The 15982-nt window shown below is 37.0% G+C and carries 18 protein-coding genes; 12 read left to right on the top strand and 6 right to left on the bottom strand.

The genetic code is table 11. The features are described from left to right. Both B0186_RS07100 and B0186_RS07095 read left to right on the top strand, forming a co-directional pair. On the top strand, nt 1-226 hold a 226-nt coding region (locus tag B0186_RS07100; protein WP_143411936.1), incomplete at its 5' end, for a glycosyltransferase family 25 protein. 127 nt (nt 227-353) lie between these two features. Further along, nucleotides 354-1253, top strand: coding sequence for a glycosyltransferase family 8 protein (locus B0186_RS07095; RefSeq protein ID WP_115072817.1), 900 nt, complete (start codon nt 354-356; stop codon nt 1251-1253). Between the two features lie 56 nt (nt 1254-1309). Here the strand turns inward: B0186_RS07095 and degS are convergent, their stop codons facing one another. From degS to mdh, 6 genes are all read right to left on the bottom strand, one after another. Further along, nucleotides 1310-2356, bottom strand: coding sequence for an outer membrane-stress sensor serine endopeptidase DegS (gene degS / locus B0186_RS07090; RefSeq protein WP_078218680.1), 1047 nt, complete (start codon nt 2354-2356; stop codon nt 1310-1312). Nucleotides 2357-2377: 21 nt separating this feature from the next. Next, nucleotides 2378-3508, bottom strand: coding sequence for a bifunctional diaminohydroxyphosphoribosylaminopyrimidine deaminase/5-amino-6-(5-phosphoribosylamino)uracil reductase RibD (ribD, locus tag B0186_RS07085; protein ID WP_078218679.1), 1131 nt, complete (start codon nt 3506-3508; stop codon nt 2378-2380). A gap of 2 nt (nt 3509-3510) precedes the next feature. After that, nucleotides 3511-3960 carry a transcriptional regulator NrdR gene (gene nrdR / locus B0186_RS07080; protein ID WP_078218678.1) on the bottom strand — a complete coding sequence of 150 codons (450 nt, stop codon included), beginning with the start codon at nt 3958-3960 and terminating at the stop codon, nt 3511-3513. A gap of 116 nt (nt 3961-4076) precedes the next feature. Continuing rightward, nucleotides 4077-5153: a lytic murein transglycosylase gene (locus B0186_RS07075; protein WP_078218677.1), complete on the bottom strand. Its 1077-nt coding sequence runs from the start codon at nt 5151-5153 to the stop codon at nt 4077-4079. A gap of 110 nt (nt 5154-5263) precedes the next feature. Further along, complete coding sequence (locus tag B0186_RS07070) at nt 5264-6190, bottom strand: LysR family transcriptional regulator (protein ID WP_078218676.1); 927 nt, start codon at nt 6188-6190, stop codon at nt 5264-5266. A 141-nt stretch (nt 6191-6331) separates the two neighbouring features. Further along, nucleotides 6332-7267, bottom strand: a complete 936-nt coding sequence (mdh, locus tag B0186_RS07065) for a malate dehydrogenase (RefSeq protein WP_078218675.1) — start codon at nt 7265-7267, stop codon at nt 6332-6334. Nucleotides 7268-7491: 224 nt separating this feature from the next. Here mdh and argR point away from each other — a divergent pair, with 224 nt between their 5' ends. From argR to B0186_RS11685, 10 genes are all read left to right on the top strand, one after another. Continuing rightward, nucleotides 7492-7959, top strand: a complete 468-nt coding sequence (gene argR / locus B0186_RS07060; protein WP_078218674.1) for a transcriptional regulator ArgR — start codon at nt 7492-7494, stop codon at nt 7957-7959. A gap of 21 nt (nt 7960-7980) precedes the next feature. Then, complete coding sequence (locus B0186_RS07055) at nt 7981-8877, top strand: TIGR01777 family oxidoreductase (RefSeq protein ID WP_078218673.1); 897 nt, start codon at nt 7981-7983, stop codon at nt 8875-8877. Between the two features lie 103 nt (nt 8878-8980). Then, nucleotides 8981-9562, top strand: coding sequence for an electron transport complex subunit RsxA (gene rsxA, locus B0186_RS07050; protein ID WP_078218672.1), 582 nt, complete (start codon nt 8981-8983; stop codon nt 9560-9562). 3 nt (nt 9563-9565) lie between these two features. Further along, nucleotides 9566-10156 (top strand): electron transport complex subunit RsxB, encoded by a 591-nt coding sequence (rsxB, locus tag B0186_RS07045; RefSeq protein ID WP_078218671.1) that lies wholly within the window; start codon nt 9566-9568, stop codon nt 10154-10156. Nucleotides 10157-10175: 19 nt separating this feature from the next. Beyond that, nucleotides 10176-12500, top strand: coding sequence for an electron transport complex subunit RsxC (rsxC, locus tag B0186_RS07040; RefSeq protein ID WP_078218670.1), 2325 nt, complete (start codon nt 10176-10178; stop codon nt 12498-12500). 11 nt (nt 12501-12511) lie between these two features. Beyond that, on the top strand, nt 12512-13600 hold the full coding sequence (rsxD, locus tag B0186_RS07035) for an electron transport complex subunit RsxD (protein ID WP_078218669.1): 1089 nt from the start codon (nt 12512-12514) through the stop codon (nt 13598-13600). Next, a complete protein-coding gene (gene rsxG / locus B0186_RS07030) occupies nt 13600-14223 on the top strand; it encodes an electron transport complex subunit RsxG (RefSeq protein ID WP_078218668.1) in 624 nt (207 codons plus the stop codon). Before rsxD ends, rsxG begins: the two co-directional genes overlap by 1 nt. Beyond that, nucleotides 14220-14936, top strand: a complete 717-nt coding sequence (locus tag B0186_RS07025; protein ID WP_078218667.1) for an electron transport complex subunit E — start codon at nt 14220-14222, stop codon at nt 14934-14936. Before rsxG ends, B0186_RS07025 begins: the two co-directional genes overlap by 4 nt. Beyond that, a complete protein-coding gene (gene nth / locus B0186_RS07020; RefSeq protein WP_078218666.1) occupies nt 14933-15568 on the top strand; it encodes an endonuclease III in 636 nt (211 codons plus the stop codon). The genes B0186_RS07025 and nth overlap by 4 nt, the downstream gene beginning before the upstream one ends. Nucleotides 15569-15730: 162 nt before the next feature. Beyond that, nucleotides 15731-15982: glycosyltransferase family 25 protein (locus tag B0186_RS11685; protein WP_211272424.1), on the top strand; the 252-nt coding region annotated here is incomplete at its 3' end.

The following is a 15982-nucleotide window of genomic DNA, read 5'->3' as shown; positions in this document are numbered from 1 at the left end:
TTATTATAGTTGGGCAAATACGACTGGATATTTTATAACACCAAAAGCTGCACAAAAACTACTAACACATTGTTACGAATGGGTTTATGAAGTTGATACACAAATGGAAAGATATTGGGAAACCAAAATTCCTTATTTATCTATAATTCCATTCTGCGTTGAGCCTGATTTGTCTATGGAGAGTAACATCTCAACTACAGATAACATGAAAAATAAAAAAGTTTGAGGGTGAAAATATTAAGAGAATATTTTAATTTTAAAGATAGAGTTAAAAGATTTAAATTTATATTAAACACCTCTAAAAAATAAATCTTCAACAAATTTAATATCATATAAATATTATAGGCATCATAATGAATATAGTTTTTAGCTGCGATGACAATTACGCCCCATATTTATCAGTTAGTATATTTAGTATTTTAAAAAACACGAGAAAAAAAATAGATTTTTATATATTAGACCTAGGAATTTCTTCTGAAAGTAAAAATAAAATTCTAGAAATATTTAATAAAAACAGTGTTATCATAAATTTCATTAGTATAGATAAAAATGATTTCTTAAACTTTCCTAATACTATTTCATATATTTCTATTGCAACCTATGCAAGATTAAAATTAGATTATTATTTACCTAACCTTGATAAAGTTATTTATCTTGATGTAGATACTCTTGTGCTTCATGATTTAACTGAGCTTTGGGAGTTAAATTTAGAGAATCATGCAATCGCTGCTTGTATAGATTCCTACGTTGAATATTTAAATGGATACAAATATAAAATAGGATTGAATGAAGATGATATATATTTTAATGCTGGAGTTCTATTGATTGATTTAATCAAATTTAGAGCGCTTAATGTATATGAAAATTCTATTTCATTCTTACAAAAATACCCTAATATAGAGTATCAAGATCAAGATATATTGAATTTTATATTCAAGGATCATACAAAAATGATTAATCCAAGATTTAACTTTATGCCTGCACTAAGAAATAGGATACGCCGTAAATTTAAATTAAATCAATTTGAAGAACTTGTTTCTCCTATTGTCGTTATTCATTATTGTAGTAGCAAAAAAGCATGGCATAAAAATTGCCCTCATACAAAATCATACTTATTTTATTCTTTATTTACAGAAATTAAGGACAAGCCAGATAGCTGGAAAAATAAAGTTGAGAAAGCTAACTTTTTGATGAGTTCATCTGTAAAAATAAAAGACATTAGAAATAAATTTATATATGGAATTAAATATTAGTTATCGACATAAAAAAGTTACTAAAAGTTCTAGAAACTATTAGCAACGTCTATCTATTAATTCACCTTATATTCTTCGATTACCACAGGCAAAGTCATTGTATTGCCTAAACGTTGTATGACCACATTCATTGTGGTATTAGGCTTGGTATTATTAATGACTTGCATCATTTGTGCTGGAGAAATAGCCTCGATACCATTAAAACTCATAATAACATCGCCCGGCTGAATACCTGCTTTATGGGCTGGACTGCCAGGTAAAACAGAGGTAATTAAAATGCCTTTTTCTCTCAAGCCTTTTCCATTGCTAAATAAAATATCGCTTTGTACACCAAAATAACCACGAATAACTCTGCCATCTCGGATAATTTTTTGCATCACATCATTGGCTAACTCAATAGGAATAGCGAAATTTAACCCCTCTGCGATCTCATTGGCATTTTTGCCAATACTCAACGTACTTATACCAATCAATTCTCCTGCAGAGTTAATTAAGGCGCCACCAGAATTACCTCGATTAATAGAAGCATCTGTTTGAATGAAATTTTGCCGACCAATAAAATCCCCCACTGCATTACGTCCCAAGGCACTGATAATACCCTGTGATACACTTTGTCCTAAGTTATAAGGGTTACCGATAGATAAAACTACATCGCCTACATGAGCTTGGCGTTTTGGATTTTGCGGAATAGTAGCAAGATTATCAGCGCGAATTTTCAGCACTGCTAAATCCGTCAAATTATCAGAGCCTACTAAACTTGCCTCAAAAATACGCCCATTTTGCAACGCCACCACAATTTGATCTGCATTTTGAATAACATGCTTATTCGTTAATATATAACCATCTTTTGACATAATTACTCCCGATCCCAAGTTGTTCACTTGCGACTGGTAATTATTGGTAGCAGAAGCAAAGGCTTGGTTATAAACATTTACTACGGCTGGAGAGGCAATACGGACAGCATCTTTATAAGAAATAATCTCTTTTTGAGTTGAAAAGAGGTTAGTTAAGGAATGTCTATCTTTAAAGAGCGGTAATAAAAATAGGACTAATGCGGCAGCAGCTAATCCAGCTATTACTGATTGAATTAATTTTTTTATCATTAGACTATCCTACTCTTTTTATTATGAGATTTTACGCTGATAATTCAGCTTAATATCATCGCCAATTTGCTGCAAAGATAATAATTGCCACGTTGGCGCATCCGCTAAATGTTGCAAATGAGGTAAATGACAAAGGCCACGAGCTTGATTACCTAACAATTTAGGTGCCATATAAATAATCAACTCATCCACTAAATTTTCCTCAATAAATGCGCCAGCTAAAGTTGCACCCGCCTCTAGCCAAAGGCTATTAATTTGGCGTTTCCCCAACTCAAACAACAAGGTCTTTAAATAAGAATGTTCATTGCTTGGCAATAATTTTATATATTGGCAAAAGTCTGGAAAATCGGAAATATCTCGATCTGAATCCCCAACGAGCCAAACAGGCGATTGAGTTTGAAATAATTTATGATGAGGCTTAACAAGATGTTGACGATCAAGAATAATTCTAACAGGCTGACGCACATTCTCCGCTTTATAACTTTGTTGTAATTCTGGCGGAAATTGCTCCCAACGAAGATTTAAACTTGGATCATCTGCCAATACTGTTTTTGCTGTAGATAAAATCGCAGATGCCTTCGCGCGTTCTTTTTGTACATCTTGGCGAGATAATTCCCCTGTGATCCATTTACTTTCGCCGCTCGCCATCGCTGTTCTTCCGTCAAGACTCACTGCCATTTTCAAAATCACAAAAGGTTTTTGCGTTCTCATACGAGTTAAAAAACCTTTGTTTAACAATTCCGCTTTTTCTGCCAATAATCCGACCGCACTTTCAATCCCTGCCGCTTGTAACATAGCTAACCCTTTGCCAGCAACCTGTGGATTTGGATCTGTCATTGCAGCAATAACCTTGCTAATCCCAGCATCAATTAACCCTTGAGCACAAGGCGGAGTTCTACCGAAATGTGAGCAAGGTTCTAAAGTTACATAGGCAGTCGCCCCTTTCGCCTTATCTCCAGCATCACGCAATGCCATCACTTCTGCATGAGATTGCCCCGCTTTAAAATGGAAACCTCGTCCAACAATTTCGCCATTTTTTACTAATACGCAACCAACTGCTGGATTTGGCGTTGTAGTAAATATGCCTTCTGCCGCAAGATCTAAAGCAATTTGCATAAAATATTCATCTTGTGATGAAAATGTTGACTGCATAACTAATCCTTTAATTTTTCAATTTCATTGGTAAATTGATTAATATCATCAAAACTTAAATAAACGGAGGCAAAACGAATATAAGCGACTTTATCCAATTCTTTCAGCTCTGCCATTACCATACGCCCAAGCTCTTGGCTTTTTACATCTCGCTCACCTGTTGCGCGTAGCTGATAAATTATTCGGCTAATCGCTTTTTCCACATCATCAGAACTGACAGGGCGTTTTTCTAACGCGTGCTGAATACCTCGGCGCAATTTATCTTCATTAAAAGGTTCGCGTGATCCATCATTTTTGATAATTTTAGGCACAATAACTTCCGCACTTTCAAAGGTCGTGAAACGTTCATGACAATACCCACATTCTCTACGGCGGCGAACTTGATAACCATCTGAAACTAAGCGACTATCAATCACTTTGGTTTCTTCCATTGAGCAAAAAGGACAGCGCATAAAAAAATCCTTACCAGAAAAAAATGAGCCTTATCTTAGCAAAATCAGCTTAAATTGACGATAGATTTACAAATTAGTTAAGGCTTAAAGATTAATTTAAGCCTGCAAATAAATGCCTACAAACCAACTCTCTGTTTAATTTGATCCGCAAACATTCCTATACTAATCGCAAAATAATTAGATTTATTCCAATCTAACAAGGTTCTGAAATTATTTGACACAAGGAAAGCGCGCCCTAATTCACGATCAGGGCGTACTAACCAAAGTTCCGCTTGTGAAAGTGCGGTCAATTTTTGCTGATTTTCAAAGGAATGAGATTTCAGCACAACACCTTGTTTTTGCCAGTCTTTTAATGAACGAGCTTTGTGCAATTCAGTTCCTGAAATGGATAAATCCAACGGTTGCGTTAAAGTAACCTCAACACCCCAAGGTAATTTGTCATTCCAACTTACTGTATGCAAATAATTAGCGATAGAAGCAAACACATCATAATGATTTTTCCAAATATCTTTTTGACCGTCTTTATCGCCATCTTGTGCATAACGTAAATAGGAACTAGGCATAAATTGTGTTTGCCCCATTGCGCCAGCCCAAGAACCTAACATCTTATTACGTTGAATATTATCTTGTTGCAACATTTTCATCGCAGCAATAAATTCTTTGCTAAAAAGTGCTTCACGGCGTCCTTCAAAAGCCAATGTAGCAAGCACTGAAAGAACATCAAAGTTTCCTTGATAATATCCAAAGCTACTTTCCATGCCCCAAAGAGCCATCAAATATTCTTTTTGCACACCAAAACGCTGGCTGGCTTGCTCTAATTGAGCTAATTGTTCCCAATAGCGACGTTCTGCAATATTCACTTTGTTTGTGGTTAAAACACGCTTGAGATATTGAGTTGTGCCATGTGGATTACTAACAGGAGCTTGATTAGCTGGGCGTTTTTTTGCTCGTCCTGCTTGTTGACGATCTAAATCCACAGCCTTTTGAATATAAAGAATATTATTCTGCGCATTTAATACAGATTTTGATACGCCTTGCTCCGCAGCTTTAGATTTCAAAAATTGTACATAATCAGCAAAATTTTGTTCAATTCTAGGTTTGCTATATGTTGCCTGTTTAGGTACTGAAGTTGCACTAGAACAACCAACTAATAATACTGAGCCCAGTATGAAGGGAATTTTTACGTTTAACATTCACTTTCCTTAACTATTGAAATAAAAATTCTTTGAGTTAAAACCATGAAACTGACAGAGGTAACATCCCTCTGAGCTTTGTTATAAACTCGTTATAAGACATACAACAACTATTCTAAAATAGACAATCCGGGTAGGGTGGAGAAACTTTGTGATTTAACGGTTTCATAAAAATCATCAATAAAAGCCACTTCGCTATCCATTTCACGAAATGCGCCATAAAGATTACTGTATAATCCCTCATCAGTGATTTTTCTTGCCACCACATACCCTCTATCTAAATAAGGTTTAACCGCCCAAAATGGCAATGCTGCAACCCCTCGTTTACTTGCCACAAGCTGAATAATCGCAATAGTTAACTCACTTGTACGGCGAGCCGGATTAATGCCTTTTGGGTGTAAAACTTTACGTAACAAATCGAGCATATCATCAGGTACGGGATAAGTTATCAAGGTTTGCTCAATAAAATCCTCAGCTTGCCAAACTTCTTTCATGGCTAAAGGATGATCTTTTGCACATAAGCCAACCATTTCATAGGAAAACAACGGCTTATGAATAATTCCCGGTGTTTCTTCAATTTCGGATACCACTGCCCAATCGGCTCTATGCGTTAATAGCAAACCAATGGTATCTGTATGAAAACCTGACACAATATCTAACTCAACTAAAGACCAATGTTGACGAAAGTTGTCCATAGCTGGCATTAACCAATCAAAGCAAGTATGACATTCTACTGCAATTTTTAATTCGCCAGCCTCGCCCTGCTTAATTCTAGATAAAGAGCGCTCAGCCTCCACCACTTTAGGTAAAATTTCATTTGCTAATTTGATCAAACGTTCTCCAGCAGCTGTAAAACGCAAAGGCTGGCTTTTACGCTCAAATAAAGGTAGGCCATATTGATCTTCTAATAATTTGATTTGATGAGAAAGTGCGGATTGAGTTAAATAAACTCGCTTAGCTGCCAAGGAAACACTGCCAGTTTCTTTCAAAGCAATAAGTGTTTTTAAATGACGTAGTTCAAGAAAAATAGGTTTCATTGAGAATTTTGTTAGGGGAAAAATAATTCGCTGTATTGTACAGGAAAATAAGAAGGATCAAAAAGGCTTTATCCTCTTTGATCCTGACTAAATTATATCGCTGTAAAACTAAATTTTTACTGTAACAACAATAAAGTGCGGTTAGTTATTGACAAATTTTTCGCCTAACTCAATATCTGCACGTAAAGTTGGCAGCATATCTTCTAAGGCTTTTTGTTCAAATGCACTTAATGGTCCTACTGGTAAAACTTCTTCTACCCCTTCTTTACCTAAGCGAACTGGTTGCGCAAAGAAACGAGCATATTTGCCATCGCCTTCTACATAAGTACATTCAACAACGGTTTCGCCACTTAAACCTTTCACTAATGAACGAGCGAAACGTGCAGCTGCTTGAGCCATTGAAAGTGTAGCTGATCCGCCACCAGCTTTCGCTTCAACCACTTCTGTACCAGCATTTTGAATACGTTTTGTTAATGGCGCAATTTCTTCCTCTTTCCATTCTGCATATTGAACTTGAGATAATAATGGAAGAATAGTCACACCAGAATGGCCACCAATTACAGGAACTGCAGTACGAGAAACATTCAAACCTTTTAATTCAGAAACAAAAGTTTCAGAACGTAATACATCTAATGTGGTTACACCAAATAATTTACGTTTGTCGTAAACGCCCGCTTTTTTCAATACTTCCGCTGCAATAGCAACAGTGGTATTTACTGGGTTAGTAATAATTCCTACACAAGCTTTTGGACAAGTTGCAGCCACTTTCTCAATTAAGTTTTTAACAATTCCAGCATTGATATTAAATAAATCTGAACGATCCATACCTGGTTTACGAGCCACACCAGCAGAAATTAATACAACATCAGCGCCCTCTAAAGCTGGAGTTGGATCTTCACCAGCAAAACCCTGAACTTTTACTGCTGTTGGAATATGGCTTACATCAGCTGCAACACCCGGTGTAACAGGTGCAATGTCATATAATGACAATTCTGAACCTGCTGGTAATTGTAGTTTTAATAAGAGGGCTAATGCTTGACCGATACCGCCTGCTGCGCCTAAAACTGCTACTTTCATTTAAGAACTCCTTATACTCATATATAGTTACAAATTAAACTGTCCGAATTTTAGAACTTTCAAGTTTGTATTTCAAACAAAGAAGTTAAATTGTGCGATCTACCTCAAACTTTTAATAAAAATTATTTTTAAATGTTGAAAAAAAGACAATAAATATAGAATTTATTTACTTATTTTGCATTTTTATGCAGAATTCTCCGATTTTAATAAACAGAGAATAGATAATGATCAATGAAAAAGCTGATAGCTTAGTCAACGCCTTCAAAGAATTACTCGCTCAAGAACGTTTTGGCTCACAAAGTGAGATTGTCAATGCCTTGCAACAAATGGGATTCACTCATATTAATCAATCCAAAGTCTCCCGTATGTTGACAAAATTTGGTGCGGTTAGAACCCGCAATACTCGCATGGAAATGGTGTATTGCTTGCCTAATGAGTTAAGTGTGCCAAATACCAGTAGCCCATTAAAAAATCTCGTTTTAGATGTGGATAATAATGAGTCATTAATTGTGATCAAAACCAGTCCGGGCGCTGCACAATTAATTGCCAGATTACTGGATTCAGTAGGGAAATCAGAGGGGATTTTAGGCACTATTGCTGGCGATGATACTATTTTTGTGACGCCAACAACTGGCACAGATATTCAAGTTTTAATTACTCATATCCAACAATTGTTTGAAAGCTCTTTATAAGATCAGGATAGGGGAAATAAGATGAAGGTATTTATCACGGGTGCCACTGGATTAATTGGCTCACATTTAATTCCCCTATTACTTGAACAAAAATATCAAATTACTGCTTTAGTGAGAAATCTTGAACAAGCTCGCCAACAATTGCCAAGCCAAGTCAAACTAGTACAAGATTTATCTGATTATGTGCATTTCAATGAATTTGACATCATTATCAATCTTGCTGGGGCACCAATTTTTGCGCAATCTTGGACTGCCGAATATAAAACAACGCTACTTGAAAGTCGTATCAAATTAACCGAAAAATTGACCGCACTTATTAACAATAGCGAAACACCGCCCCATTGTTTTATTTCAGCTTCAGCTACCGGCTATTATGGCGATCAACAAGATAAACTCATTACTGAAAATACCCCTTATGGCAATCAATTTACGGCTCAATTATGCGAGCAATGGGAAAACACAGCTTTAAAAGCCAACACTAGAGTTTGTTTGTTACGCACAGGTATCGTTTTTTCTCATCAAGGTGGGGCGCTAGAAAAAATTTTGCCAGTATATCGCTATGGATTTGGCGGAAAGCTAGGCGATGGAAAACAGTTTTGGGCTTGGATTAGCCTACAAGATATGTTGCAAAGCATTTTATTCCTACTCGCCAATTCACAATGTCAGGGCGCATTTAATCTCGTTGCACCAACGCCAATACAAAATCAAGACTTCAACCGACAATTAGGCTCATGGCTAAAACGTCCTTATTTCGCCACTGTGCCTAAATTTTTACTCAGATTAGTATTAGGTGAGCGAGCCAGCCTTCTGTTAGACAGCCAAAAAGCCATTCCACAAAAATTGCTCAATGCTGGTTTTCAATTTAGTACACCAACATTCAGCGATTTTTTAACTTCGATAAAAAACTCGTCTAAATAAAACCTTAAAAGTGCGGTGCATTTTGCCGCGATTTAATTTTTCTATTGTTCTTAGCATAAGAAATAGAGATAATATACGGCTTAAAAAAATCCATTGAAGACTTATGACAGATTATATTTTACTTATTATTAGTACCGCACTTATTAATAACTTTGTGCTAGTGAAATTCTTGGGACTATGTCCATTCATGGGCGTTTCTAAAAAAATAGAAACGGCTATTGGCATGGGATTAGCCACTATGTTTGTGCTTACTGTTGCGTCTTTATGTGCTTATTTAGTTGAACGTTATTTATTAACTCCATTAAATGCCAATTTCTTGCGAACCCTAGTTTTTATCCTTGTTATTGCAGTTGTCGTACAATTTACGGAAATGGTTATTAACAAAACCAGCCCTACCCTTTATCGCTTGCTTGGTATTTTTCTTCCTTTAATTACGACCAATTGTGCTGTTCTAGGTGTTGCATTGCTTAATGTCAACTTAGCCCATAACCTAACTCAATCTGTCATTTATGGTTTTGGTGCATCACTGGGTTTTTCCCTCGTCCTTGTGCTATTTGCCGCTCTGCGTGAACGCCTTGCCGCTGCAGATATTCCACTTCCCTTTCGTGGTGCCTCTATTGCGCTAATTACCGCTGGATTAATGTCACTTGCCTTTATGGGCTTTACTGGTTTAGTGAGAGTATAAATAATGACAACCTTACATTATGTCCTGTTAGCAATTGCTGCTCTTGCTGTTATTTTTGGTGCAATTTTAGGTTTCGCCTCAATCAAGCTAAAAGTGGAAGGCGATCCTATTGTGGAAAAAATTGATGCGTTGTTACCTCAAAGTCAATGTGGTCAATGTGGCTATCCCGGTTGTAAGCCCTATGCTCAAGCTATTGCTAATGGCGATGAAATTACTAAATGTGTGCCCGGTGGCCAACCTCTTGTGGTCAAAATAGCGGATTTATTAGGTGTTGATGCGCCAACAGGGGACTTCGCCGAAGATCCAACCCCTAAAGTTGCACTTATTGATGAAGAAATGTGTATAGGTTGCACAAAATGCATTCAAGCCTGCCCAGTTGATGCCATTATTGGTACAAACAAAGCAATGCACACTGTCATTGCCGATCTTTGTACAGGCTGTGAGCTTTGTGTCGCACCTTGCCCCACAGATTGTATTTCCATGATAAAAGTAAAACAAAATATTGATAATTGGGATTGGAAATTCGATCCTAAGCTAGTTATTCCCATTGTTGATACCACATCAACACAGAAAAAAATTATTCTAGGCGAATAAGGAAATAGGAGAATTGGGAATGACACAGCATTTAGATATTTTAACTAATTACAATTCAGGTAAACTTTGGGATTTTTATGGTGGAATTCATCCACCAGAAATGAAATCTCAATCTAACCAAAACCCTATACAAAACTTACCTTTAGCTAACAGATTTTACATACCAATTAAGCAACACGCTGGAAGTGCGGGTAATATTTTAGTTAAAGTGGGCGATAAGGTATTAAAAGGTCAAGCCTTAACCATTGGCTCAGGTCTAAAAGCTTTACCAGTTCATGCTTCAACATCAGGTATCGTCAAAAATATTGCGCCTTATGTTGCCGCACATCCTTCGGGACTAAGTGAAATCAGTATCGAAATTGAGGCAGACGGCTTAGATCAATGGCGAGAAAAACAACCTGTGGAAGATTTTCTCAGCCTAAGCAGAGAGCAATTAATCGACAAGATCTACCAAGCAGGTATCGCAGGATTAGGGGGCGCCGTTTTCCCTGCTGCTGCGAAAATCCAATCTGCTGAAAATAAAGTTAAATTATTGGTTATTAATGGCGCAGAATGTGAGCCTTATATTACCTGTGATGATCGCTTAATGCGTGATTACAGCGAAGAAATTATCGAAGGTATCCGTATTCTCCGTTATATTCTCAGCCCAGAAAAAGTCGTGATTGCTGTTGAAGATAATAAACCTGAGGCAATCGAAGCATTACAGCAAGGATTACATGGTGCTAATGATATTGATATTCGTGTTATTCCAACCAAATATCCTTCTGGTGCAGCAAAACAACTTATTCAAATACTTACTGGGGTTGAAGTACCCAGTGGACAACGCTCTTCCAGCATTGGTGTGTTAATGCACAATGTGGGAACCGCTTTTGCGATTAAACGTGCCATTATTGATGATGAGCCTTTAATTGAACGTGTTGTTACCTTAACGGGCGATAAAATTGCACAAAAAGGAAATTATTGGGTTCCTTTTGGCACGCCAATTTCTCATGTGCTCAAACAAGTTTCCTATCAATATGACGAGCGTTTCCCTGTTTTTATGGGCGGACCAATGATGGGCTTTATTTTGCCAAACTTGTATGCGCCTATAACCAAAGCAACTAACTGCTTATTGGCACCAGATCATTTTGAATATGAACCACCAGCTGCCGAACAGTCTTGTATTCGTTGCTCAGCTTGTTCTGATGCTTGCCCAGTCCATTTAATGCCACAACAATTGTATTGGTTTGCTCGTGCAGAGGATCATGAAAAATCTGAAGAATATGCGCTAAAAGATTGTATTGAATGTGGCTTATGTGCTTACGTTTGCCCAAGTCATATTCCTCTTATTCAATATTTCCGCCAAGAAAAAGCGAAAATTTGGGAAATAAAAGAGAAAGCACAAAAAGCAGAAGAAGCAAAAATTCGTTTTGAAGCTCGCCAAGCGCGTTTAGAAAAAGAAGAACAAGAACGCCGAGCAAGAGCAAATAAAGCAGCGGAAAATCGCCGAGCAGAAATGGCGCAACAAAAAGGCATTGATCCAGTACAAGCAGCGCTTGAGCGCTTAAAGGCGAAAAAATCAGCAGACACTCAAGAAAACAACCTCGAGCAAAAAACACAGATAAATATTAAAGGCGAGGTGGTACCTGATAATAGCGACATCATGGCGCAACGCAAAGCGCGCCGTTTAGCTCGTCAACAAGCCAGTTCAAATATCCCTGAAGAGCTGCAAAATTCGGGAGAAAGGACGATAGAAAGTGCGGTTGAAAACCCAGAAAAAAATGCTGAAATCAGTGCAATTCAATCTGATGCAGATCCGAAGAAATCTGCAGTTGCAGCAGCAATTGCTAGGGCGAAAGCGAAAAAATTAGCTCAACAAACGAATTCAGATACAACATCAAAACTTGATAACAATGCACAAAGCTCAGAACAAAATGCAACAGAAAGTGCGGTGCAATCTGAAGTAGATCCGAAAAAAGCCGCAGTTGCTGCGGCAATTGCTCGGGCGAAAGCGAAAAAATTAGCTCAACAAACGAATTCAGATACAACATCAAAACTTGATAACAATACACAAAGTTCAGAACAAAATGTTGCAGAAAGTGCTGTGCAATCTGGAATAGATCCGAAAAAAGCCGCGGTTGCTGCCGCCATTGCAAGAGCAAAAGCGAAAAAACTACTAGCTCAACAAACTAACTCAGATACAGCATCAAAACTTGATAACAATGGACAAAGTTCAGAACAAAATGCTGCAGAAAGTGCGGTGCAATCTGGAGTAGATCCGAAAAAAGCTGCGGTTGCTGCCGCAATTGCTCGAGCAAAAGCGAAACAATTAGCCAAGAAACAGTCTGAAATTCAAGATAAATAAAGAGATTTTACATGTTCAAAATGATTAGCTCGCCCCATACACATTCGGGGAAATTAACAGCTCGTATAATGCTATGGGTGATAGCTGCCATGTTGCCAGCGATCGCTGCACAAGTTTATTACTTTGGTGTTGGTGTTTTGATCCAATCAGGATTAGCCATTATTACAGCCTTAATTCTTGAATTTGTTGTTACCTTACTGCGTAAAAAACCAAAATTATTTTATATTGGCGATTTCAGTGTGATTTTGACCGCACTTATCCTTGCCGTTGCTATCCCACCTTACGCACCTTATTGGATCATTATTATTGGCACATTTTGTGCCGTGATTTTAGGCAAACATGTTTATGGCGGATTAGGACAAAATTTATTTAATCCAGCTATGGTTGGCTATGTTATTTTGCTTATTTCATTTCCGTTGCAAATGACCACTTGGTTGCCGCCAATTCAATTACTGAGTGAACCGCCGCATTTTACGGATGCTTACAAACTCATTTTCCAAGGCATCACTACTGATGGCTTTAATTTAAACCAATTAACATCAACTATTGATGGTATTAGCCAAGCGACCCCATTAGATGCGGTTAAAACTGCACTAAGAAGTAACATGAGTTCGCTACATGAGGTCAGCTCTTCACCTATTTTTAGTTCAATATTGCCATTAGGAAGTAGAGGTATTGGGGAAGGGCTAGGCTGGACACAAGTCAATTTACTCTTTCTACTCGGCGGAATTTTCCTGATTTGGAAAAAAATTATTCATTGGCAAATTCCAACCGCACTTTTAGCCACACTTTTTATCTTTGCAACATTAAACTGGCTATTTGCACCAGTGGCGGCAAATCCAATTTGGCATTTAGTCAGCGGTGCAACAATGTTTGGTGCTTTCTTTATTGCTACAGATCCCGTTACAGCTTCTATTACACCAAAAGGAAAACTGATCTTCGGTGCTTTAGTTGGATTATTAATTTGTTTAATTCGTTTTTGGGGAAACTATCCTGATGGCGTTGCTTTTGCCATTTTGCTTGCTAATATCTGTGTACCGCTGATCGATCACTATACTCGACCACCTGTCGTGGGACACCGCCAAAAAGGAGCTAAATAATGAAAATTGCACAAATAACTGGAAAGTACGGTGTAATACTAGGATTAGTTGCTTTTATTTGTACCGCACTTTCCAGCTTGGTATATTGGCTCACTAAAGATAAAATTGCCCTAGCAGTAGCACAACAAGAACAAATGCTTTTAGCGGAAATAATGCCTAAAGATTATTATGACAACGATTTGCTCGCCAGTTGCCAACCTCTGTCTTCTCCTTTAGCAAAACAATACCGAATAAATAAACTTTGCACTGCAACTAAAAACCAACAAATTAGCGCTTATGCTTATGAAACTGTCGCACCTGATGGTTATTCTGGCAATATCAAAATGTTAGTCGCGATCACGCCACAGGGAGAAGTGTTAGGTATTCGTATTACTGAACATCAAGAAACCCCCGGACTAGGCGATAAAGTGGAATTACGGATTTCTGATTGGGTGCTCAGTTTTAACCATAAAATATTGCAACCAGAAAATATTACCGATTGGGCGGTAAAAAAAGACGGCGGTAAATTCGATCAATTTACTGGTGCAACAATTACGCCTAGAGCGGTAGTAAATCAAGTAAAAACTTCTGGGCTAATACTGCTTACAAAGTTTGATCAGCTCAACGCAGAGAATAAACAATGAATATAAAAAACTTATCAGAAACACACCGCACTTTAGATACGCTTGAACAAGCTAATGTAATAGCAAATAAAACTCAAACTGAAAGTGTCTGGGTACATTTATTTAAACAAGGTTTTTGGCATAACAACCCCGCTCTCGTTCAACTATTAGGACTGTGTCCATTGCTTGCCGTATCAAACTCAGCGACAAATGCTTTAGGCTTGGGGATTGCGACTATTCTTGTTTTGATTTGTAGTAATACAATGGTTTCTTTGTTGCGCAAACAAATTCCGCAAGAAATTCGTATTCCTATTTATGTAATGATTATTGCGACTACGGTAACTATCGTACAGCTAATCATGAGTGCTTATACTTACAATCTTTATCAGTCTTTAGGTATTTTCATTCCATTAATTGTGACTAATTGTATTGTAATTGGACGTGCAGAGGCATTTGCCTCAAAAAATACAGTATTACATTCTATTTTTGATGGATTTGCTATGGGATTTGGTATGACATTTAGCCTGTTTATTTTAGGTGCATTGCGTGAAATTTGGGGTACAGGGAAATTATTTGCAGGCATAGAAAATCTATTTGGCAAATGGGCAAAAAATTTACAAATCGATCTATTTCAATTAGATAGTAGTTTCTTATTAGCCATTCTACCTCCCGGCGCTTTCATCGGTTTAGGTATTATTTTAGCGATCAAAAATTTGATAGATAATAAAAAATGAATAAACAAAAACGCATTGAAATTTTAACTCGCCTATGTAAGCAAAACCCTCACCCAACCACAGAGCTAAATTTTAGTACGCCTTTTGAATTGCTTATAGCGGTCATTCTCTCCGCACAAGCAACGGATAAAGGGGTAAACAAAGCAACAGATAAACTTTTTCCTGTTGCCAATACGCCACAAGCAATTTTAGATCTTGGATTGGACGGCTTAAAGGAATATGTCAAAACTATCGGTTTATACAATAGCAAATCTGAAAATATTATTAAAACTTGCCGTGATTTAATTGAAAAACATAATGGTAGCGTGCCTGAAAATCGGGAAGCACTAGAGGCCTTGGCTGGAGTGGGAAGAAAAACTGCTAATGTGGTTTTAAATACTGCTTTTGGTCACCCCACTATTGCCGTAGATACCCATATTTTTCGAGTATCTAATCGTACTGGATTCGCACCTGGAAAAGATGTGATAAAAGTAGAGGAAAAATTATTAAAAGTTGTACCACCTGAATTTAAACTAAATGTACATCATTGGTTAATTTTACATGGTCGTTATACTTGTATTGCAAGAAAACCAAGATGTGGTTCTTGTATTATTGAAGATCTATGTGAATTTAAGGAAAAAACAGAAAATTAACGTACTTAAATAGTCATAAATTGACTTTATTCATACTATTATGCCATTGTAAATTTATGCTAAAAGAAAATGCTTTCGTTGACACAAATTTTTTATTTACTCATATTGAGGCTAATAGTGTAGAATTTGCTGTTATCGTAATTTTTATTTAAAGAGGATTCTATGTTCCATTTTTTTATCTCTGATAAAAACAATCATATTCGCCGTAATCATATTATCAATGAGGCGAAAAAATTAGGCATTTTACCTAATTTTTATGATGCTATTATGGCTCGCAATTTATCCAAAGAAGAATTATTTACTCTCTCTACGCCTGATACTTTTTTAACTCCAGGAGAAATTGGGTGTGCCGCAAGTCATTTAGAAGCTTTAAAATTATTTTTAAATAACAATACCAATCAGCAATCAGCAATC

Origin of the sequence: Canicola haemoglobinophilus (assembly GCF_002015075.1) — a bacterium.
Taxonomy (GTDB): Bacteria; Pseudomonadota; Gammaproteobacteria; order Enterobacterales; family Pasteurellaceae; genus Canicola; species Canicola haemoglobinophilus.
This window is presented reverse-complemented; position numbering and strand designations above follow the sequence as displayed.

Bases quoted from the DNA above. Each gene is read 5' to 3' on its own strand.
- B0186_RS07095 (WP_115072817.1), top strand. From the start codon at position 354: ATGAATATAGTTTTTAGCTGCGATGACAATTACGCCCCATATTTATCA.
- degS (WP_078218680.1), bottom strand. From the start codon at position 2,356: ATGATAAAAAAATTAATTCAATCAGTAATAGCTGGATTAGCTGCTGCC.
- ribD (WP_078218679.1), bottom strand. From the start codon at position 3,508: ATGCAGTCAACATTTTCATCACAAGATGAATATTTTATGCAAATTGCT.
- nrdR (WP_078218678.1), bottom strand. From the start codon at position 3,960: ATGCGCTGTCCTTTTTGCTCAATGGAAGAAACCAAAGTGATTGATAGT.
- B0186_RS07075 (WP_078218677.1), bottom strand. From the start codon at position 5,153: ATGTTAAACGTAAAAATTCCCTTCATACTGGGCTCAGTATTATTAGTT.
- B0186_RS07070 (WP_078218676.1), bottom strand. From the start codon at position 6,190: ATGAAACCTATTTTTCTTGAACTACGTCATTTAAAAACACTTATTGCT.
- mdh (WP_078218675.1), bottom strand. From the start codon at position 7,267: ATGAAAGTAGCAGTTTTAGGCGCAGCAGGCGGTATCGGTCAAGCATTA.
- argR (WP_078218674.1), top strand. From the start codon at position 7,492: ATGATCAATGAAAAAGCTGATAGCTTAGTCAACGCCTTCAAAGAATTA.
- B0186_RS07055 (WP_078218673.1), top strand. From the start codon at position 7,981: ATGAAGGTATTTATCACGGGTGCCACTGGATTAATTGGCTCACATTTA.
- rsxA (WP_078218672.1), top strand. From the start codon at position 8,981: ATGACAGATTATATTTTACTTATTATTAGTACCGCACTTATTAATAAC.
- rsxB (WP_078218671.1), top strand. From the start codon at position 9,566: ATGACAACCTTACATTATGTCCTGTTAGCAATTGCTGCTCTTGCTGTT.
- rsxC (WP_078218670.1), top strand. From the start codon at position 10,176: ATGACACAGCATTTAGATATTTTAACTAATTACAATTCAGGTAAACTT.
- rsxD (WP_078218669.1), top strand. From the start codon at position 12,512: ATGTTCAAAATGATTAGCTCGCCCCATACACATTCGGGGAAATTAACA.
- rsxG (WP_078218668.1), top strand. From the start codon at position 13,600: ATGAAAATTGCACAAATAACTGGAAAGTACGGTGTAATACTAGGATTA.
- B0186_RS07025 (WP_078218667.1), top strand. From the start codon at position 14,220: ATGAATATAAAAAACTTATCAGAAACACACCGCACTTTAGATACGCTT.
- nth (WP_078218666.1), top strand. From the start codon at position 14,933: ATGAATAAACAAAAACGCATTGAAATTTTAACTCGCCTATGTAAGCAA.